The 22509-nt window shown below is 26.3% G+C and carries 24 protein-coding genes; 15 read left to right on the plus strand and 9 right to left on the minus strand.

Translation table 4 applies throughout. From position 1 onward, the window contains the following. Positions 1-207: 207 nt before the first annotated feature. The 7 genes from FOY43_RS03050 (at position 208) to FOY43_RS03080 (ending at position 6117) form a co-directional block, all read left to right on the plus strand. A complete protein-coding gene (locus tag FOY43_RS03050) occupies positions 208-2391 on the plus strand; it encodes a HinT-interacting membrane complex protein P80 (protein ID WP_146309068.1) in 2184 nt (727 codons plus the stop codon). After that, positions 2391-3635: a HinT-interacting membrane complex lipoprotein P60 gene (locus FOY43_RS03055; protein ID WP_146309069.1), complete on the plus strand. Its 1245-nt coding sequence runs from the start codon at positions 2391-2393 to the stop codon at positions 3633-3635. The genes FOY43_RS03050 and FOY43_RS03055 overlap by 1 nt, the downstream gene beginning before the upstream one ends. 5 nt (positions 3636-3640) lie before the next feature. Then, on the plus strand, positions 3641-3955 hold the full coding sequence (gene hinT / locus FOY43_RS03060; protein ID WP_146309070.1) for a histidine triad protein HinT: 315 nt from the start codon (positions 3641-3643) through the stop codon (positions 3953-3955). A gap of 129 nt (positions 3956-4084) precedes the next feature. Beyond that, positions 4085-4387: a thioredoxin family protein gene (locus tag FOY43_RS03065; RefSeq protein ID WP_146309071.1), complete on the plus strand. Its 303-nt coding sequence runs from the start codon at positions 4085-4087 to the stop codon at positions 4385-4387. A 403-nt stretch (positions 4388-4790) separates the two neighbouring features. Continuing rightward, entirely contained in the window at positions 4791-5264 is a 474-nt protein-coding gene (locus FOY43_RS03070; protein ID WP_146309072.1) for a hypothetical protein, read from the plus strand. After that, positions 5264-5746, plus strand: coding sequence for a DUF4231 domain-containing protein (locus FOY43_RS03075; RefSeq protein WP_146309073.1), 483 nt, complete (start codon positions 5264-5266; stop codon positions 5744-5746). The genes FOY43_RS03070 and FOY43_RS03075 overlap by 1 nt, the downstream gene beginning before the upstream one ends. After that, entirely contained in the window at positions 5728-6117 is a 390-nt protein-coding gene (locus tag FOY43_RS03080) for a hypothetical protein (protein ID WP_146309074.1), read from the plus strand. Before FOY43_RS03075 ends, FOY43_RS03080 begins: the two co-directional genes overlap by 19 nt. A 260-nt stretch (positions 6118-6377) precedes the next feature. On the opposite strand, the gene FOY43_RS03085 is transcribed toward FOY43_RS03080, so the two are convergent. The 3 genes from FOY43_RS03085 to FOY43_RS03095 form a co-directional block, all read right to left on the minus strand. After that, complete coding sequence (locus FOY43_RS03085) at positions 6378-7694, minus strand: aminopeptidase C (protein WP_146309075.1); 1317 nt, start codon at positions 7692-7694, stop codon at positions 6378-6380. Between the two features lie 12 nt (positions 7695-7706). Continuing rightward, a complete protein-coding gene (gene ffh / locus FOY43_RS03090) occupies positions 7707-9047 on the minus strand; it encodes a signal recognition particle protein (protein WP_146309076.1) in 1341 nt (446 codons plus the stop codon). Between the two features lie 138 nt (positions 9048-9185). Then, positions 9186-9419 (minus strand): YdbC family protein, encoded by a 234-nt coding sequence (locus FOY43_RS03095; protein ID WP_146309077.1) that lies wholly within the window; start codon positions 9417-9419, stop codon positions 9186-9188. 267 nt (positions 9420-9686) lie between these two features. Between FOY43_RS03095 and FOY43_RS03100 the strand changes: the two genes are divergently transcribed. From FOY43_RS03100 to rsmI, 7 genes are all read left to right on the plus strand, one after another. Continuing rightward, a complete protein-coding gene (locus tag FOY43_RS03100) occupies positions 9687-10655 on the plus strand; it encodes a YwaF family protein (protein WP_146309078.1) in 969 nt (322 codons plus the stop codon). Between the two features lie 131 nt (positions 10656-10786). Next, on the plus strand, positions 10787-12991 hold the full coding sequence (gene dnaX / locus FOY43_RS03105) for a DNA polymerase III subunit gamma/tau (RefSeq protein WP_146309079.1): 2205 nt from the start codon (positions 10787-10789) through the stop codon (positions 12989-12991). 3 nt (positions 12992-12994) lie between these two features. Beyond that, positions 12995-13282, plus strand: a complete 288-nt coding sequence (locus FOY43_RS03110; RefSeq protein ID WP_146309080.1) for a YbaB/EbfC family nucleoid-associated protein — start codon at positions 12995-12997, stop codon at positions 13280-13282. A 9-nt stretch (positions 13283-13291) separates the two neighbouring features. Beyond that, positions 13292-13879, plus strand: a complete 588-nt coding sequence (locus FOY43_RS03115) for a toprim domain-containing protein (protein ID WP_146309081.1) — start codon at positions 13292-13294, stop codon at positions 13877-13879. Positions 13880-13899: 20 nt separating this feature from the next. Next, complete coding sequence (gene tmk, locus FOY43_RS03120) at positions 13900-14547, plus strand: dTMP kinase (RefSeq protein WP_146309082.1); 648 nt, start codon at positions 13900-13902, stop codon at positions 14545-14547. After that, the gene (locus tag FOY43_RS03125; protein ID WP_146309083.1) at positions 14537-15472 is read left to right on the plus strand and encodes a hypothetical protein; all 936 of its coding nucleotides are present in this window, start codon (positions 14537-14539) and stop codon (positions 15470-15472) included. The genes tmk and FOY43_RS03125 overlap by 11 nt, the downstream gene beginning before the upstream one ends. After that, on the plus strand, positions 15462-16190 hold the full coding sequence (rsmI, locus tag FOY43_RS03130) for a 16S rRNA (cytidine(1402)-2'-O)-methyltransferase (protein ID WP_146309084.1): 729 nt from the start codon (positions 15462-15464) through the stop codon (positions 16188-16190). The genes FOY43_RS03125 and rsmI overlap by 11 nt, the downstream gene beginning before the upstream one ends. A gap of 20 nt (positions 16191-16210) precedes the next feature. On the opposite strand, the gene adhP is transcribed toward rsmI, so the two are convergent. The 6 genes from adhP to tapR form a co-directional block, all read right to left on the minus strand. Then, the gene (gene adhP / locus FOY43_RS03135) at positions 16211-17260 is read right to left on the minus strand and encodes an alcohol dehydrogenase AdhP (RefSeq protein ID WP_319000234.1); all 1050 of its coding nucleotides are present in this window, start codon (positions 17258-17260) and stop codon (positions 16211-16213) included. A 186-nt stretch (positions 17261-17446) separates the two neighbouring features. Continuing rightward, the gene (locus FOY43_RS03140) at positions 17447-18052 is read right to left on the minus strand and encodes an NAD(P)H-dependent oxidoreductase (RefSeq protein ID WP_146309085.1); all 606 of its coding nucleotides are present in this window, start codon (positions 18050-18052) and stop codon (positions 17447-17449) included. Positions 18053-18215: 163 nt separating this feature from the next. Then, on the minus strand, positions 18216-18773 hold the full coding sequence (locus FOY43_RS03145; protein ID WP_146309086.1) for a DJ-1/PfpI family protein: 558 nt from the start codon (positions 18771-18773) through the stop codon (positions 18216-18218). 8 nt (positions 18774-18781) lie between these two features. Then, positions 18782-19693 carry an MSC_0882 family membrane protein gene (locus FOY43_RS03150; protein ID WP_146309087.1) on the minus strand — a complete coding sequence of 304 codons (912 nt, stop codon included), beginning with the start codon at positions 19691-19693 and terminating at the stop codon, positions 18782-18784. Between the two features lie 29 nt (positions 19694-19722). After that, positions 19723-20952 (minus strand): tyrosine--tRNA ligase, encoded by a 1230-nt coding sequence (tyrS, locus tag FOY43_RS03155; RefSeq protein ID WP_146309088.1) that lies wholly within the window; start codon positions 20950-20952, stop codon positions 19723-19725. Between the two features lies 1 nt (position 20953). Beyond that, a complete protein-coding gene (gene tapR / locus FOY43_RS03160) occupies positions 20954-21547 on the minus strand; it encodes a TyrS-associated PheT N-terminal domain-related protein TapR (RefSeq protein ID WP_146309089.1) in 594 nt (197 codons plus the stop codon). Positions 21548-21592: 45 nt separating this feature from the next. On the opposite strand from tapR, the gene FOY43_RS03165 reads away from it, so the two are divergent. Then, a complete protein-coding gene (locus FOY43_RS03165; protein ID WP_146309090.1) occupies positions 21593-22450 on the plus strand; it encodes a DegV family protein in 858 nt (285 codons plus the stop codon). The last annotated feature ends 59 nt before the right edge of the window (positions 22451-22509 follow it).

A 22509-nucleotide genomic window follows, 5' to 3' on the forward strand; every position in this document is an offset into this window, starting at 1 on the left:
GTTCTTAAATAAATTTACCCCTTACGTAAGCTATTGATTAACAAAATTTAATAATTAATTTGATTATAAATGAGTTACAGCAAATTAAACAAAAAACTGTAATCATTCAATATCTTATAGTGTTTGAGTAATATTTTTGATTTTGTAGATAAAATTAATACTATATAATTTTTAAAATATATTTTAAATATTAGATTTGAGGTAAAAATGGCAAAAAAACAAAAATCATTTTTTGAAAAATTAGCTGAAAAAAATGATAAACATTTAGAAAGAACTAAACCGAAAATTATTAAAAAAAGAAATACTAAAGCCTACGTTATTTTAGGACTTTTAGGTGTGGTTGTTGCTACCTCTATTGCTGTACCGGTTACTGTTAATACAGTTAAAGTTAACTATACACCAGCATTAAGTGATAGTGACAAAGTTCTTGAATTCGTCAAACCTGATGATTCTAAGACTCCAATCAATGTTGAAGATATTTTAGGAAAATTAGAAGCTAATAAAAATATTAATAGTGAAAACACAGAAAAAATATATAAAGAAGCAATCTTCTACCTTTATGAAAAGGAAGTTAAAGCTTCTAAAGAATTTCAACGTTTATGAAATGAATCTCTTTATGCAGGAGATACTGAAAGAACGGATATTGCTCTTAAATCGTTAGATGAAGTCAGAAAAGAACAAGAAAACAAGATTAAAGATTTAAAAAGACAAATACAAGCAGGATATGGATTTGATAATTGAGAAAAACAATTCAATTCAGTTATAACTAGTGAAGAGTATGGTAATGCCACTTCAGAACAACAAGCAGTTGATTATTTGATTATTAAAGCAATTGAAAAAGATGCTTTAAGAAAATTTACTATTGAATCATCAACAAACTCGTATTTTAAAAGTCAAAATGATGTAAATAGAGTTGCAATGCGTGATATTTATTATGTTGATGAAAATAACAATAATGTTGTAGATGAAGCTACAGGAAAACCAAAAATAATGTTCCAAAAAGGGGAAAAAGTTTTCCCTCAATTTATTGAAGGAAAAAATTATTTTATTGATAAAAACTCAAATAAAATAACTTTATTAAAATCAAGCAGCTTTGTAACTGAAAATTGAGATACAATTTTAGATTACTTTACAGAATTTGATAAATTAAATAAAAATTATGTTGTAAGTACATTCACAATACCGGGTGTACTTGAAAATTCTGTTACAGGTTCATTCAAAGTTGATAAACAGCAATATTTACAATTTTTAATTAACTCATTAATTAATGATGAATTAATTCCTAATTACACTTTAATTCAAAAATTTGATAAATTAGAATATTATCTTCTTGAAAATAACCTTATTTCTAATAGTGCTAAAAGTAATTATGAAAATTATCTAAAACTTCTTTCAATAGATGACTCTGAAGTAAAGAATAATCTAGGTTCTTTAGGAGTACAGAATTATTTAACTTTAGCCAAAAACAAAGATATGGCTTATGCATTAAGTACAATGACAGAAATTTTTGAAAATAAAGATTCAAAATTACCTTTTGTTAATTTAAACACATTATTTGAATTTAAGTTTGCCCAAAAGACAGAATTAAGAATTGAAAATCTTAAAAACGAAATTAAAGAACTAAAAGAATCGGTAGAATACAAAAATGGTTCTAGAGAAGAAAAAAACATTATTAAAAATAAAATTATTGATAAGGCTTCTGAAATAATAAGTATTATGGAAGGTGAAATCACTTCTATGAGTGATTTAGAATTTAATCAACAAATTAATGAACTTTATAATAAGGTTTTATCTGTAAGTGTAAACAGCAAAAACTTCTATTCAATTGTTTATTCAATTGATGGAATGGATAAAGCTAAATTAATTCCTACTTCAAAAGGTTTAACTATATTTAAATTTGATGAAGTTACAGACTATGATCATTTAATGAAATTAGTAAAATATGACTTAAATGCTGTAGCGAATGATAAAACGCCATACTTTAATTCGCTTAATATCATTAACGGTGATTTAGAAAATAAAAATGTAGTTCTAAATAAAATGTTAGAAGATAATAATTTTAAAGAATACCTTAAGTCGGATAAAAGATTATCATCAAATAATAGTCAGTTCACTGATGAAGATATTAAAAATACCATTGTATCAAATGATATTTTAATAAATGGTGACAAGCAAGCTGAAGTAATAAATATTTATTCAAAAGTTAATGACTGAATTAAAGAGTTAGTGAATAAAGGCTCTGTTTATAATATTTCTCTTGTAAATGGTAAAGTTTATATTGACTATGACAAAACCTCAGGTAAACCTAATTTATCTGAAAAAGAATTTGGTGAAATTTTATATCATCAATTAAACAATTACTTAAATGTAGATAAAGGAGAAAATGAATAATGAGTAAAATAAAATATTTATCATCATCACTTCTTATTTTGCCTGCTTTAAGTGTTGTTTCTTGTGGTAGAGTAGAAAATTCAATCGAAAAAACTAAACAAGATGATGATTTTAAAAGTGACGAAATCAAAAGTATTGCTGAGTCAATTTGAACAGAAAAAGTTTTATTAGACTTATATAGTGAAGAAAATAGTGAAGTAAAAAAACTTTCTGATTATTTGGAGAATAAAGAATCAAAGTTTTATAAAGAAGCTCTTTTAACCTTTGATATATATGCTTCTAATAATTTATCAAAGGATCCAAATTTCTTTGTTAAAATGTATGCAGAATGAAATAAAAAAGGTTGATTAACTTCTGAAGAACAAAAAATATTAGTTCCATTTAATATTCCTACTGTTAAACCAGGAACTGAAGTGTTTGAATTGATTTATAAAAACGGAAAAACTGAAATTAATAAAACAATTAACAACTCACTGTTAACGTTAAAATACTTCTCTATCAATAATGAAGAGCAACTAAAAAAACTTGATTCAAACTTTGAAACAAATAAATCTAAGTATGATTTGAATTATTATAATTTAATTAGCTACATTATAGATAGTAAACCATATCAAGTTTGAGAATATGAGGAAACTAATACATCAAATATTTTTGTTACAAGAAATAAAATTATTAGCACAACAAGTGATTTTAAGGAATTATTAGCCGACAAATATGACTTAAATTATAGAGTTTCAGAAAATGAATTGCTTCTACCGAATAGAGGATATTTGACAGAGTTTGGTGGATATAAAGGAATTGTTGTTAATAATGCTTCTAAGTACAACTTAGATTACACATTCAGTAAATTAATTGCAAAAAATAAAGATTCTGTTGTAGATGGTTTCTATTCAAATAATGCTGATAAAAAAATTGTTTCAGTAAACAATGAAGGCAAATTAACTACATCAATTTCACTTTATGATGAAGAGTCGAAAAAACTTAAAGCGGCTTATGTCGTACAAATAATTCCAACCGTCAAAGAAATTGAAAAAGTAGAAAATGACAAGACTAAAGTCGAAAAAATTCTTTCATTTGATGAATCAATTTTCAAAAATAAATTGACAGAATTAATGATTATGTTGAGTTTCAGTGATAGTTCAATAACAACTAAAGCTATTAGTTCATTTAAGAAAATTGGTTATAAATTAGAGCTAATTTATGAAATTCTTAAAGAAACTCTCAAAGGAAGTGATTTTATTTAATAATTATGGATATTTTTAAGAAAATAATTGATAGAGAAATTCCTGCTTCAATAATTTATGAGGACGATGTCGTAATAGCGTTTTTAGACGCTTATCCCGAGCAACCAGGACATTTCTTGGTGGTTCCTAAAAGTGAATCTAAGAATATAATTGAGAATTCTGATGAGGAATTTATTCATGCAATGAGAATTGTGAGAAAATTAATTAATGAGAGATTAATTGAAAACGGTATAACGGATTTTAGAATTCAAGTTAATACTGGAACTAAAGCTGGTCAAACTGTTTTTCACACACATATTCATGTAATTCCACATAAATAAGTCCATTTGGACTTTTTTTATAAAAACTTTTTAAAACTATTTTTTTTAGTATAATAAAAAAGTAAAAAATAGATTTTAAGCAATTTTTATTGTAAAAAAATAACTTTTTATTAAAATAGAGAGGTAACTATGTTGAAAGAAACAACTAAACAAGAATTAGGTGATGGATTAAAAAGTGGAACAAAATTATTGGTTTTCCACGCAACATGATGCGCTCCATGCAGAATGTATAAAAATTCTTTAATTGAACTAAGTGAAAAAGATGGAATTGAAATTTACAGAGTTGATATTGATAAAGACAAAGACTATGCACTAGATATGGGTGTACAATCAATTCCTGCTACATTTGTTTACAAAAATGGTGAAAGAGTTAAAGACTTTTTAGGCTACAGACCATATGAGCAATTAGTTGAAGAAATTAAATCATTATAGAGAACTATAGAAAACTATAGTTTTCTTTTTAAATTAAGAATAAAAAATACTTTTGAAAAAGCACAATGTTTCTTAATACATCAGAAAATAAAAAAAGAAAAGCAACCTCGGTCGCTTTCCATTATTATTTAATAAATATATATGAGAGTAAACTATGGATTTACTATGCTATACACAATAATTATAAATAATAGACATGAAATATATAAATAATTTTGAATTGAATAAAAAGTTTTTATACTAAAGAAAAAAATATATAAATAATGTTTTTTGTATTATGAACAATAAACAATGGTTAATTGGAATAATTTAAGCGAAAATTTGCTGCATACTGCATTCCGAACAATATGCATTAAAATTATACTACAATTTTTATTTATAAAAAATTTAATAAAATATAGATATGCAAAATATTTTGAATGTAATAAGTGAAAAGATTGACAAAGATCAAAAAAAGTTAAAAAGATATAAATTGGTTGATAAATTTATAAGTTTAAGTATAGCTATACTTAATATTACTGCGGTTGTTTTGGCTTTTATAGCTTTAGTTAAAATATTGAATATTATTAAATTAGAAAATTCATCTCAGTGATATCAAAAAACATCTTTAGTCTTGATTCTTTGTTTAGCTATTATGATTATTTTTGGTTTTATTTTAACCATTATAATAGAAATTTACAAGTACAATGCCAGAACAAACGAATATAAAAAGTACTTAACGACAATTAAAGATTTATATGTGAAACATTCATCAGGTTTAATTTCTGATGAGGAATTAAATGAATTTATTGATATTTTATGAAGAAGCGCAAATCAAAAAAGAAAAATAATTGTAGCAGATGTTGTTAAACAACAATTAAAGAAAGGAAATAAATAATGTTTGACGCTTTAAAAGAATCTAAAAGAACGATTTCGCAAACCAAAAAACAAATTTTAATTTATGGTTTATTTTACTACCTACTAAATTCAATTACAATTATTACAACTTTTATTGTTGGTACAATAGCTATAATTTATCTTGCGGGAGCTTCTAAATATTATGGAGATACAGTAAATCCTTATAATAGCTGATTAAATCAAGATTCTAATTATGTGTTAACTACAACAATTGTTAATGCCATACTTAGTTTATTTTCGGGTATCATTTCGTTTTTCTTAGTAAATACTAAATTCATTGAAAAAAAATCATTATTAAATAAGTTAAATATGGAAATGATGATTTATAATGAAAAGAAATTTTATTATGGAAATAAAAAACAAGTTGATAGAGATTATATTTTATATAAAAGAATATTTTATCTTTCTAATAAGGAAAAATTTGAAAGAGAGGAAATCAAAGAATGAGAAAAGCAAAATTAAAAAAACGTTCTGAATTATTAAGTAATCATGAAAAATATAAATCGGTTTTAAGAAAATATTTGGTTACTAAATATTGTTTTGTTTTTCTAAGCGTTCTTACTTTAGTTATTTCTTCAATAATCATTATATTGAACTTATATTCAATAAGATTTAATGAGTATCCACACCAAACTATGATTTATTTTGTTAGCATAGCGTTTATTTCTGTTGTTGTTACTCTTTTGATTTCTGTACAGTCATTCTTTAATATAACTGATAAAATAACAGTTTTTGAAGAAAACATTAATACTAACTTAAAAAGAATTGATAAATATAAAGAAAATAATGAAATAACAAGAGAAGATATTGACGACTTAATGAAAACTTTTTAACTATAAGTTGACGTATGTCAACTTTTATATTAACTTTCCCACTTAGTAGCATAATTTCTTGAATTTCTATACATTTGAAGTATTGAAAAATACTTATTTTGTTATTTATATTTTTTACTATGAATTTGACCCAAATTCCTATGTAATTTTTGAAAAAAGTTAATAAAGCTATATTTTTTTATTAAAAATAGTTCTTTTTATATTAAACTTGAAAACTATATTTACTTAAATAAAATAAAAAAGAACTTAATAAAGTTCTTCTAGTTGAATTTACACAAAACATCTCATGGCTCAATTTCAATAATTTCTTTTTCAGCAGTTTTTAAATATAATTCATCAACATATTTTTTATCAACAATAACTGAGTAATTGAATTCGTCGAATCATTTGTCAGACATGGAGAATATTCCTTTTTTACCTGAATCGCTTCCTCATGAGTTTTCAACCATTCAGTTTGTAACATTATTCTTTTTATCTAAATTCATTCCAACAAATGACATAGCATGAGATAATCCGCTTTCGCGATATTGAAGTCTATCAGCCTTGGTGAAATCTGAAGTGTCTGAAAAAATATCATTGTAGTTGAATAAATCTGTATCCATTATTCCTAGTTTAGAATTTGAATATTTTCCGACATCACAACCAAATCAAACAGGGTTACCATCTTTTAATGAATTTATTGTTGCATTTTTTAATTCTTGTAAAGGTACATTTATCATTTTAACTTCATTTTTATTTAATACACTATAAGCATATTTTAAAACAAAAGCACTACCATGTTTATAAATGTTTCTAGGATCATGAATAATATCAACTTTATCTGTAAATTCTTTACCTATATATTTTTCAAAGAATTCATTAGGTGTGATGTTATTTATTTTTTTATATTTTTTATCCTTGTCTTTGTATTCAAAATTGAATTTTTTAGGAGGGATACCTAAACATTTACAAAGAATGTCATAAACTTCATTAAGACAAGTTTCTTTGAGTTGCTCTATTTCTTCTTTTGAATTGGTTTCTCTAATTAATTTGGCATATTTTCTTAATCTTAAGAAAAGATGATCGTTTAATTCAAAAGTTCTTTCAGATTGAAAAGTTTCTGGCATAGCTTCTTTTGGAACAACACCGTATTTTGTAACTAAACTTTGAAAGTATTCTCAATATCCACCGTCAGGAGCTGGTGAAGATAAAAACTGTTGTACTAAATGATTTGAAATATCTAAATTTTTAGTTAATTCGATGTTTTCAAGAAATGTATTGGCCTTTTCTAATTTATCATAAAAAGCCAAATAGTTTTGAGATAGTTCAATATTTTCAATATTAAACTTCTTCATCACTATTATTCTAGCCATATTTAAAGAAGCAAAAATCCAACATCTACCACTATTTTTTTGATTCGTTATTTCGCCTTTTTCTGTTTCTACGTTAAAAACGAAATTATGTTTTTTAATCGTGTCATGGTTGATTGTTGAAGCATCAATTCCATTTTTTACAATTGTGTTTTCAATAATTTTGTTTGATTTAGATTTAGAATATTTACTATTAAATTTTTTTAATAATTCTTGAGTTATTTCCATATCAATTCCTTACTAGAATAATCCGCCAAAAGGATTTCCACCTCTGCCGATCGTTTTGCCAAGTTCGCTCATTTTTTTAACCATCATATCATATTCGTTCATTAATCTGTTAAATTCTTGAGCTGTTCTTCCGCTTCCTTTAATAACCCTCTCTTTACGAGAAGCTAATTTAAGAAGTTTAGGGTTTTTTCTTTCTTGTTTAGTCATTGAGTTGATTAAAATTTCATAAATTCTCATTTTTTCTTCAGCTTTGTCCAATTCTTCTTCGTTAATTTTGCTACTTAAATTACCAGGTAACATTTTTAATAATTTAGAGAATTTACCTAGTTTTTTCATTTGATTTAATTGGTCTAAAAGATCATCTAAAGTAAAGTTACCAGAAAACATTTTATTAACCATTTTTGCTGCTTTTTTCTCGTCGATAACATCGCTAGCTTTTTCAATAAGTGACATAACATCACCCATACCTAAGATTCTATCTGCCATTCTATTTGGGTAGAATAAATCTAAGTTAGCAACTTTTTCACCTGTACCAATGAAGCGAATTGGCAAATTAAGAAGTTGTCTAATACTTAAAGCAGCTCCACCTCTAGCATCAGAATCTAATTTAGTGATGATTGTACCGGTAAGTTTTAATTTTTCATGGAAAGTTTGAGCTACATTAATAATATCTTGTCCAGACATTGAATCGGCAACAAAAAAGATTTCATCAGGACTAGCGACTTTCTTAATTTCAAATAGTTCATTCATTAAGTTTTCATCAATTGAAAGACGTCCGGCGGTGTCAATAATAATTAAATCATTTTTACTTTCTCTTGCTTTTATTAAACCATTTTTAACAATATCTACAGGATTATTTTTAATTCCTTCTTCATAAAAATCCATTTGAATTGATTTAGCCAAAGTTACCAATTGATCAACCGCAGCAGGACGATAAATATCAGCGGCTATTAAAAGAGGGTTTTCTACGAATTTCTTCTTTCTGAAAAAGTAAGAAATTTTTGCTGTAGCCGTAGTTTTACCACTACCTTGAAGTCCAACCATCATAATAATGTATGGTTTTTTATTTACTTGAGGTTCTACAACTTCACCACCAAGAATTCTAACCAATTCTTCATGAACTATTTTAATCATTTGTTGAGACGGATTAAGTTTACCAATTAAATTTGATTCGATTGTTTTTTCTTTAACATTGTTAACAAACTCTTTAACGATTTTCAAGTTAACGTCAGCTTCAAGAAGCGACATTTTTATATCTCTAGTAATTTCTTTCAAATCATCTTCGTTGATTGTTGTCTTTTTTGACATTTTTTGCAATGCTTTTTGCATTCTATCTTCTAAAAAATTAAACATATTTAAATTATAAAAGAAAATTCATATATATAGTACACAAAAGTTCTACTCGAGTAAAAATACCATTTTAGTTATATGTTATTAAAAATTCAAAATAAAATCAGAAGCATAACTTCTGATATATTGACATACTCTTAACTATTTTATTTTTTCCAAAACTTTAACCAAAGATTTAACCTCTTCATCAGATAAAGTTATACCTTTTCCCATTTTTGAACGGTCAGAGTTTCAGTCTCTGATATCATACTTAGCTTTATTGCCATTTCATTCAACTAAATTAATTTCTTTTTTTCAACCACTACTTGATTCTGATAAAACAGCAATATTTTTAATGATTTTGTAGCTAATTTCAGGACTTGTTTGCTTTGCCATTTCTCTCCTTAATTCTTATCGACTTTCTCTATAATTATAAACTATATTAAATATTTTTATTTTATATATTTTATAGTAAAATTTCCTATATAAATACACTAAAATAGGAGGCAATATGCGTAAAGAAATTAGAGAAAGAAACAAAGCGCGTGCTATCAAGAGATCACACAAATTAGCTAAAGAAGCAGCAAGAGCTAAAAGAAGAGCAGAAAGAGAAGCTGCAGCAAACTAGCATTAATTTTATAAATTAATGCTTTCTTTTTATTTATGCTAGAAAAAGAATATTGATACTTACAAAACAGTTTTTTTTCTTGAACTGGTTTTAAATTGACAGGTGATACTTTTGGTGGGATTAGTAAAATAATTTTCTATATTTTTACCGCTTTAATATTTCTTACAATGATTTTATTGTGATTGTTTAGAGATAAAATAAGAATCTATTATAACCGTAGTAGTATTAATGTTAGAAGAAGAAATTTACTAATCAGATTAGCTGGTTCATTCACAATAATCTTTATGATTTTTAGAACAAGCGTTCTGATTATTTATCACTTTCCTAAAAGTTGAGAAATTTTACCATTACATTTTTGTCGTTTAATTTGTTTATTTATTGGTTTAATTTTACTTTTTAATAAAATAAAGTATTTTAAATACATCGCTTTCTTTGCGATTTTTGGTTCTATTTTAGCAATGTCACTTCCGGATTTTGCAAATAAGTATCAAGCAGATTTTAATGGTGCAGTATTTGGTAAAGAATATATCAAAGGACAAACATATAGTTTTGCCTTGTTCATAGATAATTATCATTATTGAGACTACATTCTAATTCACAGTTATTTGGCTATTGTTTCATCTACATTGATGATTTTATATCCATTCAAATACAAAGTAAAAGATTTTGTTAAAACAATAATCTTCTTTGGTTCACTTTGCACACTTTTCTTCGTTATAAATGCACTAACGGGACATTTTGCTCCATTGCAATGAAAGAGTAATTATTTTTATACAGGAATAGATCAAATTAATAATTTTTCAAAATTATTACCCCCAATAACAAAATGACCATTTATTTTTATAGCAGAGTTTATTTTAGGTTTTATTTTTGTAACATTAGCAACCATTTTACATATAGTGCTTGCTAATGTTAAAGTAAATTTAGATAACGGAATTAAATTATTTAAAATTCAAAAAACATTTACCTTTAAGGAATTCTTCGAAAGAAGTCAAAATAGTTAATTAGCACTATGTGCTTTTTTATTCACTTTTTAGAAAATATGAAAAAAATTTTTATATATTTTATTTATTTTGTCTTTATTAAAATTTTAAATATTTTATTATTTATAATATTAAAATAACAAGGAGAAAACGTGAGCTATAAATCGTTATATAGAAAGTATAGACCTGTAAATTTTGATGAAGTTAAAGGACAAGATCACATTGTTAAAACTTTAAAAAATATTGTTTTAAGCAGAAAAATAACACATGCTTACATTTTTAGTGGTCCAAGAGGAACCGGTAAAACATCAATTGCTAAAATTTTTGCTAATGTGTTGAATTGTATGCACGATGAGGATATTACTAAAATTTGTAGCATTTGCCTTAAAAATATAAATAATTCTTTAGATATCATCGAAATGGATGCAGCCTCAAATAACGGTGTAGATGAAATTAGAGATCTAAAAAATAAGATTGAATTATTACCTGTTCAAGGAAGATACAAAGTTTATATTATTGATGAGGTTCATATGCTTTCTAAGAGTGCTTTCAATGCACTTCTTAAAACTTTAGAAGAACCTCCAAAACATGTTATTTTTATTCTAGCAACAACTGATCCTCAAAAAATTCCTGCAACGATTCTTTCGCGTGCTCAAAGATTCAATTTCAAAAGAATTTCACAAAATGAAATTTTTACTCAACTTTGTTATGTTGCAAATCAAGAAGGTATAAGTTTCGAGGAACAAGCTCTGAAATTAATTTCTCGTTTAGCTAATGGTGGTTTAAGGGATGCTTTGTCCTTGTTTGACCAAGTCGCTGCATATAGTAATGGTGATATTAAACAAAAAGATGTTTTAGTTTCGTTTGGTTTAATTTCCAATAAAAATGCAATACAACTTTTAAATTCTATTTCTAGAGGTAATATAACGACTTCTATTGATATTTTCAATTCACTTAGAGATTCTGGTATGGAAGCCAATTCTCTAATTGATACACTTTTTAGTGTTGTTAAAGACTGAATAATTTTTAGAAGAACTAGGGATGAATCGACCTTAGAAATACTTTCTATTGATGAAGTTGAATTATTAAAATTACAAGAAATTTTTGCCTTTGAATTTTTGGATCAAATCAATGAGTGGATGCCTAAAATCAAAAACTCAGAAGTTCCCTTCCAAGTTTGTGAAATTTTTGTGCTTCAAACTTGTGGTATAAGACAAAGATTAAATAAAGAAACTGTTGTTTCAAACATGGGTGGAACCTATGATGTTGAAATTTTGTCAAGAGTCGAAGAAATGATTAATCAAGCTATACAACGCCAAAATGAAAAAATTAAGGAATTAAAGTATAATCATGAAAACTTTGACTTTAATAATGATGATGCTACAACATTTGAAAAAGGATTAAAATTTGAAAGTCATTCAATGAAGGATAAAATTGAATCAAAAATTGAAGAAATGAGAAAACAGGAAGTTGAAGAACAATACACTGAAACAGATTTTGAAGATGAGTTCGGAAGCTCTGATGACTTTTCTCTTGAAAACTTTATTGAATCTCAAAAAAACATTAATGAGCAAGCAAATAGCTTAAATGACATTTTAAGCAGAAATGTTGATGATTTAGAATCGACTTTAACTACAGAAATGAGTAAGACAACCCAGTTATTCTATGAATACAACGAAAATGAAGCAGATCTTAATGAAATTCAAAATAGAGTTATTCAAGAAAACGAGTCTCAAAATGATAAATTGATTACAACTCAAGAAATTTCACTATACAACGAAATTTTAGATACGAATCACCATGATGACAAAACTTTAATTTTAGATATAAGTAAAATAAGAAAAACAAATCATGATATTAAAAAACTTAATGATCAAGATGATAGAAAGATATCAACCTTTGTTAGTTTCGCGAAGGGATCGCGTGAGTATGTTGAAGATTATAGACGTAGACAAAAGAAGATTGACGAACTAAAAAGTGAATATAGAGATTTCACAGAACAAATTAATTTATTCTTAAATACAAAAATAGGTTCAGGAGATGATAAACACATTTACCTTGTTACAAATGATCCCTATACGCTTAAGATGTTGGAGAGGGAAAAACACGGAAAATGATTCCAAAGTTTTATAAGAAAATTTTTTGGTAAAAATTTAAGAATTTTTGTAGCCTTAAGACCTGAATGAGACAATTTATTAGCTCAATATCGTAGTTTGAGTAACGAAGAAATTAATTTTTATAAGTCAAAAACGGTTGAACCATTAGATGGAGACGAACTTCACGATAATGATTATGCCGAAAAAAATGTAACTGGTATTTTTGGTACTGGAATTAAAGTAATCAAAGAAAAGAGGTAAACTATGAATCCAGAAATGTTAAAAAGATTAAGAAAAATGCAAACAGAATTGGAAAAGAAACAAAAAGAATTTAATAAAAAAGAATTCACTATTGAAAAACAAGGTGTTAAAATTGTTGCTTCAGGAAATAAAAAACTTGTTTCAATTTCTATTGATGAAATGTTGATAGATCCCGATGATAAAGATTTGATAGAGGACTTAATTGTTGTTGCTTGAAACGAATTAATTGATGAAATTGAAGAAGCAGAAGAAGAATTAGCTCCTGCTATGCCTAATGGATTGCCATTTTAATTAACAAAAATGAATAGCAAAATTAAAGCTATTGAAGAAGCAATAGAAAAAATAAAAAAGATTGATAATTTAACAACTAAACAAGCTGAAAAAATAGTGAATTGAATTATCGAAACTGATGAAAAGCATGTGCTTGACGTTTCAAATGCTTTTATGGAACTTAAAAGAAAAATTAAGTATTGTTCGCTATGTGGTTATCAAACTGAAGAACAAAGATGTTTAATATGTACTGATAACTCAAGAAGTAATGTTTTATTTATCGTTGAAAATTCTAAAGTTATAAATAAGATGGAAAAAGCGAATATTTATGATGGTAAATACTTTATTTTTAATAAAGTAATTTCCGATGAAAAATCTTTAGATGAATCAAATGAATTGATTGAAAAATTAATTTTTTATGCTAAAGATTTTGAGGAAGTTATCATTGGAATAAGTCCTACTTTAGGTGGAGAATTAACTAGTCAAATTTTGAAGAAATATTTAAAAGAAAATAATATAAAAGTTTCTCAATTGGCGATTGGTTTACCAGTGGGCGCTAGTGTTGATTACATTGATACAATAACTTTAGAACAATCAATCAGAAATAGAACTAAATAATATCGGAGGATTAACTAATTATGTTCATAACGTTTGAAGGTTTAGATGGGTCTGGTAAAACAACTTTAATTAATATGTTGGTTGAATATATTAAAGAAAATTATTCTAATATTCATTACATTTTAACTAGAGAACCGGGTGGGAAAGATATTAAAATGGCTGAAAAAATAAGACAGCTAATTTTAAGCAAAGAATCTGAACTTAGTCCTAAATCTGAAGCATTACTATACTCAGCTAGTCGTAGAATTCACTTAGAAAAAGTAATTTGACCAGCATTAGAAAAAAATAAGTTAGTCTTATGTGACCGCTACATTGATAGTTTTTATGCTTATCAAGGTTTTGGTAGAAATTTAGGAATTCAATATGTTGAAGAAATTACCGAACTAATTATTGAAAAAACTTATCCAGATATTACAGTGTTTTTTGATATTAATCCTGAAGAGTCTAAAAAAAGACGTCTTGCAAATCGTTTATTCGACGATCGTATGGAAGATGAGTCTGATGAATTTCACAAAAAAATTTATCACGGATATCAATTTTTGATTGAACGCGACCCCAAAAGATTTGTTGTTGTTGATGCGACTAAATCTGTTCAAGAAGTATTCAATCAAATGATCAAAAAATTATTAAGTAATGACAAATTTATGGATTTTGTAAATGCTAAATAAACAAACAAAAAAAATAATTGATAATATTTTTAGCTCTAAAAGGATATCTCATTGTTTTCTAATTAATTCCCAAAGAGGATATGATAATGATAAAGTCATTATTTATTTACTAAACCAATTAAATAACTCTAGCATAAAATCACTAAATAATATTTCTGAAAGATATAATAATATCTTTGTTATAGAACAAAATGAAAATAATAATATCTCAAAGGATGATTTAATTGATGCATTTGACAAATTAAATTATACTTCTGCTGTTAAAAACCAAGAAAAGATACTAGTAATTAAAAATATTGAATGTGCTAGTGTCAATGCTATAAATGCAGTATTAAAAAGGATTGAAGATCCAAATAATAAAACAAAAATAATTTTATCTACAAATAAATTTTATTTTGTCATTGAAACTATTAGATCTAGGTCACAAATTATTAATGTGAAAAGTGATTCGAGAAATAATTTATTAGAGACGTTAAGAGATATTGATGTTGTTAAATGAGTCGCCGTAATTTATTCAAATATTTTTAATGACTATGATGTTGCTAAAAAATACATTAGTGATGATTGATATCAACTAATTGAAGAAATTTATGAAAACTTATTAAATTCTTTAGATAATCCATCAACTCTCTATGTTTATCTCTCTGGTTTGCTCACAAAAAAAGAAATTGAAAAAAATATTTTTGTCATAAAAATTCTAATTTTCTTTATTTCAGCTGTTGCAAACACTAATATTGCTAAATCCTCTGATCCACTTTATGCTAAAACTATGAGTTTAAGTAATAAAATGAGAACGAAAGGTATTAAGTTATCAAAATTCATAGTTGTTGGAAGCGAATTTATAGATAAATTAACAAGTGCTTTAAATTTTGATATTCAAAAAGAAAAAATGCTAGTTGAATTAATGGAGCTATATGACAAATAAAATTTATATAGTAGGTACTCCTATTGGAAATATGGAAGATATAACATTAAGAGCATTAAGAATTTTAAAAGAAGTTGATATTATTGCTTGTGAAGATGTTAGAGTAACAAAAAAACTTTTAGACAGATATGATATAACTAATAAAAAATTAGTTACTTATAATAATTTTAATGAAGAAACAACATCAAACTATTTATTGAAGCAATACGAAGAAGGTTTAAATATTGCTTTAGTTTCTGATGCAGGAATGCCTGTTATGTCCGACCCTGGTTTTGAATTAATTAAGAAATGTTACCAACATAATATTAATGTTGAAATTATTCCTGGAGTTAATGCTGCAGTTACAACTTTTGTTATGTCTAACTTAGATAATAATTTTACTTTTAAAGGCTTTATTAAAGATAAGTCACAGCAAAGAATAAATCAACTAAAGTCGTTAGAATTCGGAACTTATATTTTTTATGTTTCGCCTCATAAATTAATCGACACGTTAAAAGACATAAATCAAGTGTTTAATGGAGAAGAAAAATTATTTTTAGCTAAAGAGTTAACTAAAATGCATGAAGAGTTTTTTAGAGGTAATTCAATAGAAATTATTGATATACTAAATAAAAGAGAAGCGATTAAAGGTGAATATACACTTGTATTAAGTTTTAAGAAAAATAAAAAAGAAAAAGTTAACAAATATATTAATCTTAAACAAAAAATCATGCACTAAGCATGATTTTTTTGCATTATTTATTTTCTATAGTCAATTACAGCACGACCGATGAATTCACCTTTTTGTAATTTATCAAAGATGTCAGCAACTTCGTCAAGTTTTACAACTTTAGTAACTTCAGATTTAACCTTACCTTCAGCTGCATATTGTAAAGCTTCTTTTAAATCAAGTCTTGTACCCACAATTGATCCAACCAATTCTCTTTGGAATAACACTGTTCAGAATACAGAAACTTTAACATTGTCTTGACCTGAAGCATCTTTAGAAGGTAACCCAACAAGAACTTGACGTCCACCACGACGTAACATTTCCATACCTTGTTCAGCAGCTTGTGTAGCAACTGATGTATTAATTACAGCATGTGCTCCACCACCTGTCACTTCAATTAATTTCTTAATTCAATCTGGATCTTTTCTTGAGTTGAATGCATATTCAGCACCTGATTTAAGTGCTAATTCGCATTTTTCATCACTAAGATCAATTCCAATTGGACGGTATCCCATTGCTTTAGCATATTGAATTGCTAATTGACCTAATCCTCCAACTCCGATAACTGCCATTCAGTATCCTGGACGAGCTTTAGCTCTTTTGATTGCTTTATATGTTGTTACCCCAGCACAAACAATAGGTGCTCCAGTAATTAAATCTAATTCTTTAGGAACGATTGCAACGTAATCTTCATGTCCGATAGCATATTCACCATATGAACCGTCTTTAGTATATGCTGACATATTTTGGTTAGGACATAATGTTTCTTCACCTTGTAAACAAAATTCACATGCACCACATGCATCGTGTAATCAAGCTAAACATACACGATCACCAACTTTTAAGTGTGTACATCCTTCACCTAATTCTGTAACGATACCAATTCCTTCATGTCCAGGAATTAATGGGTATTTAGGTTCTACTAATCAATCGAAATTAGCAGCATGTAAATCTGTATGACAGATTCCTGATGTTTCCATTTTAATTAATACTTCTTTGTATTTTGGTTTTGGAATTTCTACTTCTTCCACCGCCCAATTTTTAGGTGAGCGAACCACAAAAGCTTTCATTTTTGCCATAATAAAAAACCTCCAAGTTAAGCTTTAATTCTATACATTTAAATTATACTAGTCATTTTTTTAAAATGCTTTTGTATCTAGAAAACAAGCATATAATATGAAAACAATCTCAATAAGAGGATGCTAATTTAGTTAGTTTTAAATTAAAAAATACAGACTCCTTTATAAGAATTTGTATTTTTAATTTTATTTAATTTCCTCAATTACTTTAGATTCTTCCAATCTTTGTTTTGGCGTTTTGGATATTTGATTAAAGTCATTTTTATCTCTATAACCCATCGCCAAACCTAAAACAGGCATATATCCATCAAGTTTAAGAATTTCCTTGTATTGTTTTGCATCAATTCCTTCCATTGGTGTAGAATCAATATTCATTGTTCCTAAAGCAGCTAATATAAATCCCATAGCAAGGTAAACTTGATTTTTATATCATGCTTTTGCAGCATCATCTGAAGTTTTAATCACATTTTCGTAGTAAGGAACCACACCTGGATGCAAGTTTGCATGCATATGATTTTCATAGATTGACAAATCATCTACCCTGCTTAAAACTATTAGATGACTTGCGTTTTTAACACGTTCTGCATTATTCATCGAAACTGTCGATAATTTTTCTTTAAGATCCTGATTAGAAATAATTGTGAATTTTCAAGGTTGTCCATTAATTGAAGATGGCGAAAGTCTTAAAATTTCCTTGATTTTTTTAATATCTTCTTCAGAAATTTTTTTACTTGGATCGTACATCTTAGTTGTATATCTATTTTGTGCAATTTTTAAAAAGTCAAAATCCATATTTAATATCCTTTCTTTAGTAAACTTAAAAACTTGTTATTCTATACATTTTTAAGTTATTTTTTAAACTTTTTGCATTATGTATGCTTTATTATTATATTATTTTTTTTAATTTCAGAAGATAATTAAATAAAAAAATAGCAGACCGTTATATAGAGTGCTACTATTTTGTTTTCATACCAAATGAGACTTGCTTGAATAGTTCTTCACCAAAATTGTGTCTAATTATCTCTAATCCTAAGTCAATTGCAGCTGCAGCACAGCGACCCGTGATTAAATGATTGTTTGAGTTTGTAACAAGATTTTCATTTCTGTTTTTACCTGTTTTTTCTTTCAATTCAATAGGATCACTAAACATAGGGAATGAACTATATGAAATCTCTGGATCAATAATGCCTGTATCATATAATGCATTTGGCCCATCACAGATTGCATAGATATCTTTATCTTGATTTTTAAATTCTCTAATGACATCCAAAGCTCTTTGGTTCGTTCTTAAAGATTTGGCTGCCGGACCACCAGGAACGAAAATAGCATCAAATTCATTGAAATCAACTTTAGTTTGAGCATTAATTTCATAGGTTCCATATTGACTTAATACATGATTTTTATCTGGATTATAGTAAGTAAAAGTTGCTTTCTTGCTTCGCGACAAACAAGATAAAACACCAGTTAATTCGACATCATTAAATCCATCTAATGTAATAACTAATAACTTCATTTAATAAACTAAGCCTTTCTTCTTATAACTTTTCTTCAAACCAATATTAATATAATTAAAAATGGCAATAAATATATTAAAAAGAATGATACTATAAATACTTTTATTCATAATTTATGTTCTTTTGATTTAGCTTCCATAACTGAACTTGTTATTTGGGAATAGTCATCTCCAAGTAAACCTGAAATCTCCAATAGTCTTTTTTTATCAAAAGTAAAGAAAATAAAGTAGATGGCAAGAACTAAACCTAAAAATATTAAACTGAGAATTAGAAATAGTTCAATATTATTGTTATATCAGTTATTTAACATATTTCTAATATTCCACTCGACAGTAATGTTTAGCATATTTATGTCTAAAATAAGATTGTTATTTTTCAAGACAAAATAGTTATACAACAAGAAAGTTATTAAAATAAATAAACCATAAAAAACTTCAATAAATATTACAGCTCATAAAATTCTAACTGAACGAATACTTATGTTTCTATAAGTTGTGTGAAACAATACTTTAGCTGATGAGTCGCCATTAGCATAGCTTTCCCGCATACGAGCTACAGCGGATTTTCAACCCATAAATTCTATTATAGCTTTTGTAGTATAGAAAAGAGAGAAAATTAAAGTTATCCCAAATAAAACGTAGTAACCAGTATAACTAGTAACAAAATTTTGTTGAATGATGTTTTGTTGAGATAATGATAAAAAAGTAATCACTAAAATAGATGTTAATAAAATAATTAATCAGAATGACATTGAAAAAAATTTAAATTTCTTTTCTCTTGTAATTATTCTGTAAGTTCGTGAATTTAATACACCTTCTGGATCTTTTTTAAGGTACGATGTAGATAAAACTTGATTGTTTATACTATTATTTTCAACTATTCTAATATCACTTGTATCTTCAAGAGGTTTTCTATCCATATATTCTCCTTTCTAACTAAATTATATTATTAAATAATTTCCAATATAAAGATTTGTTTCTTACCTTTATTAATAATTGCATATTTACCATCAAATAATTCTGATGAAATCTTGCTGTCTTCATCAACATAGTTAAAGTTTAATTTTAATGATTTGTTTTGAATAAATTCTCTAACTTCTCTTTTAGATTTGAACACTTCATTTTTCATTAATTCTTCAATTAGACTAGTATTATTTTTAACTTTTAATACTTTAAAATGATCAATCATATTTTCAAATTCATTCAAGCTTAATGAAGTTATGTCAAATTTGGGGTTAAAAATGAATTGAGATAAATTATATGATTTTTGCGCTTCATCATAACCATGAATATCTTTAACTACTTCAAAAGCTAAAATTCTTTGAGCATTTTGTAACACTGGATTTTCAAAATGTTTTTTAACAATATCTTTGATCTTGCTGATTTCTAAAGAAGTTAATCAAAGAAGTAATTTTTCAATTTGTGAATCTGGTTGGTTAAATAAGAATTGATATAAATTATATGGAGAGTTCATTTTCTTATCAAGTCATAAACTACCACCACCAGTTGATTTACCAAATTTATTACCATTTTCATCTGTTAATAAATTAAGTGTAATTCCAACAGCGTCCGGATTTTCACATTTTTTACTAATGATTTCTAATCCAGTTGTTATATTACCTCATTGATCAGATCCACCTACTTGAATTTTAGTGTTATGTAACTTATAAAGTTGATAAAAGTCTCATCCTTGAATTAATTGATATGAAAATTCTGTAAAACTAATACCATTTTCTAGTCTTGAAGAAACCACATCTTTAGACAACATATAGTTAATACTGATTAATTTTCCAACTTCTCTTAAGAAGTATAAGATATTCATGTCTTTATAAAAATCATAATTATCAACAACCTCAATATCGAATTTAGAGAGTTGTTTTCTTATTTTTGCTTTATTGTTTTCCAAGGTTTGAGAGTCTAATAAATTTCTTTCAGTGTTTCTACCAGAAGGATCGCCAATCATTCCTGTAGCACCACCGACAACCATAATTGGTGTGAAACCAGCTTGTTTAAATCTTTGAAGAGTTTTTATTTGAATGTAGTTACCTAAATGCAAACTTTGAGCAGTTGGGTCAAAACCAATATAAACTTTAGAACCTTTTTCAAGTGAATTGAACTTTTCTTCACTTGAGATATTTTTTAAAATTCCACGTTCCTTTAATTCTTTTAATATATCCATACTAAAACTTAAATTCCTCTCCTATTTTTAAATTTTTTTCTGTGACGATACCACTTCCATACTCATTTTCTAAACCAAGTGATTTATAACTCAATAACATTCCCGGACTATCAATACCCATAACTTGTCCATCAACAATTTCTGTGCCATCATAAATTATAGAACCTGGCATTATAAAGAATATTTCATCACCTACTTGAACTTCAGTTGAATTAGTTACAATTTTTCTTGTTTTTTCATCACCATGTTCAATTTCAATAACAAACAATTTGTTGCTTTTTGGATGAGATTGTTTGTCTAAAATTTTTGCTTTTACAAACTTTTTAAAATCACGATATTCAAGTTTATTTTCATCTAAAATATGCAATAAACTAGTTAAATGAACTAAATCTAAACCAAAAAAATTACGTTTAATTTTATAGTCTAGAATGTATTTTTCTGCATCTTTTAAAACAACTGAATGAACTCTATTTTTTGAGTCTAAATTTACACAAAAATCAGGTGTATTAAATGACTTTTCTACCTTTAATTCAGTGTCAAAAGTAATTATTGCTTTATTGTTAAAATTTTCACTTAATTTGTGTACTAAAACCATAATATAATTATTATAATTAAATTTAAAATTTATTATAATACTTTTATGGAAAAAATAGCTATTGTAGTAGATTCTTCGTCAGGATTAACAAAAAAACAAGCAGAAGAGAAGGGTTGATTTTTTATTCCATTGCATATTGAAATCAATGATAAATTGTATGATGATGGAATAAATATTAGCAATGAAACATTATTTAATGTTTTTAATGCTGATTCAAAAATGGCAAAAACTTCATCAACAAAACTTGGAGAAGTCGTTGAGTTAGTTGAAAAATTAAATCGAGATTATGACAAAATTTTGGTTTATCCAATTAGTAAGTATCTCTCAGGACAATATCAAAGTATTAAAATACTTGAAGCAGATTATCCTAAATTAAGAGTTGTTGAATCAAAAAATATTGCAGCACCAACAGTTCTTGATTTAATTGCTTTTGAACAAAACATCAAAAATGGAATGAGTTTCGAAGAAGCCTATAATCAATTTGGTATTAATAATAATTCAATTTCATTGATGCCTAAATATAACGATTTTTTAGTCAAAGGTGGAAGATTATCCCCTGCTGCTGCAACATTAGCAAGACTATTAAAAATAGTCCCAATTATTAGTTTCTCAGATGGTCAATTGCTTAAAGAAGGCAAAGGAAGAGTTTTCTCTAAAACTGTTTTTAATGTAATTGAGGATAAAGTTAAAAATTATAATGAAAATTGTGAATTGATTTTATTACACTCAAAAAATGAAGAAATTAATGAGTATATAGAATTTGCAAAAAATAAAATAAAAGGCAATATTTTTGTCGGTTCAATTCCTTCAGTTGTCGCTATTCATACAGGACCAGAAGCTGTTGTTGTAATTTTATATCCTAAAAAATTAAATAATGAAATCGTCGGATTAACAAAAATTTAATTAGAATGCAGTCTTATCTGCATTTTATATTTTAAAAAAACACACTATATTTAACAGTG

Origin of the sequence: Mycoplasma anserisalpingitidis, assembly GCF_007858495.1 — a bacterium.
In the GTDB taxonomy this organism is placed as follows: Bacteria; Bacillota_I; Bacilli_A; order Mycoplasmatales; family Metamycoplasmataceae; genus Mycoplasmopsis; species Mycoplasmopsis anserisalpingitidis_A.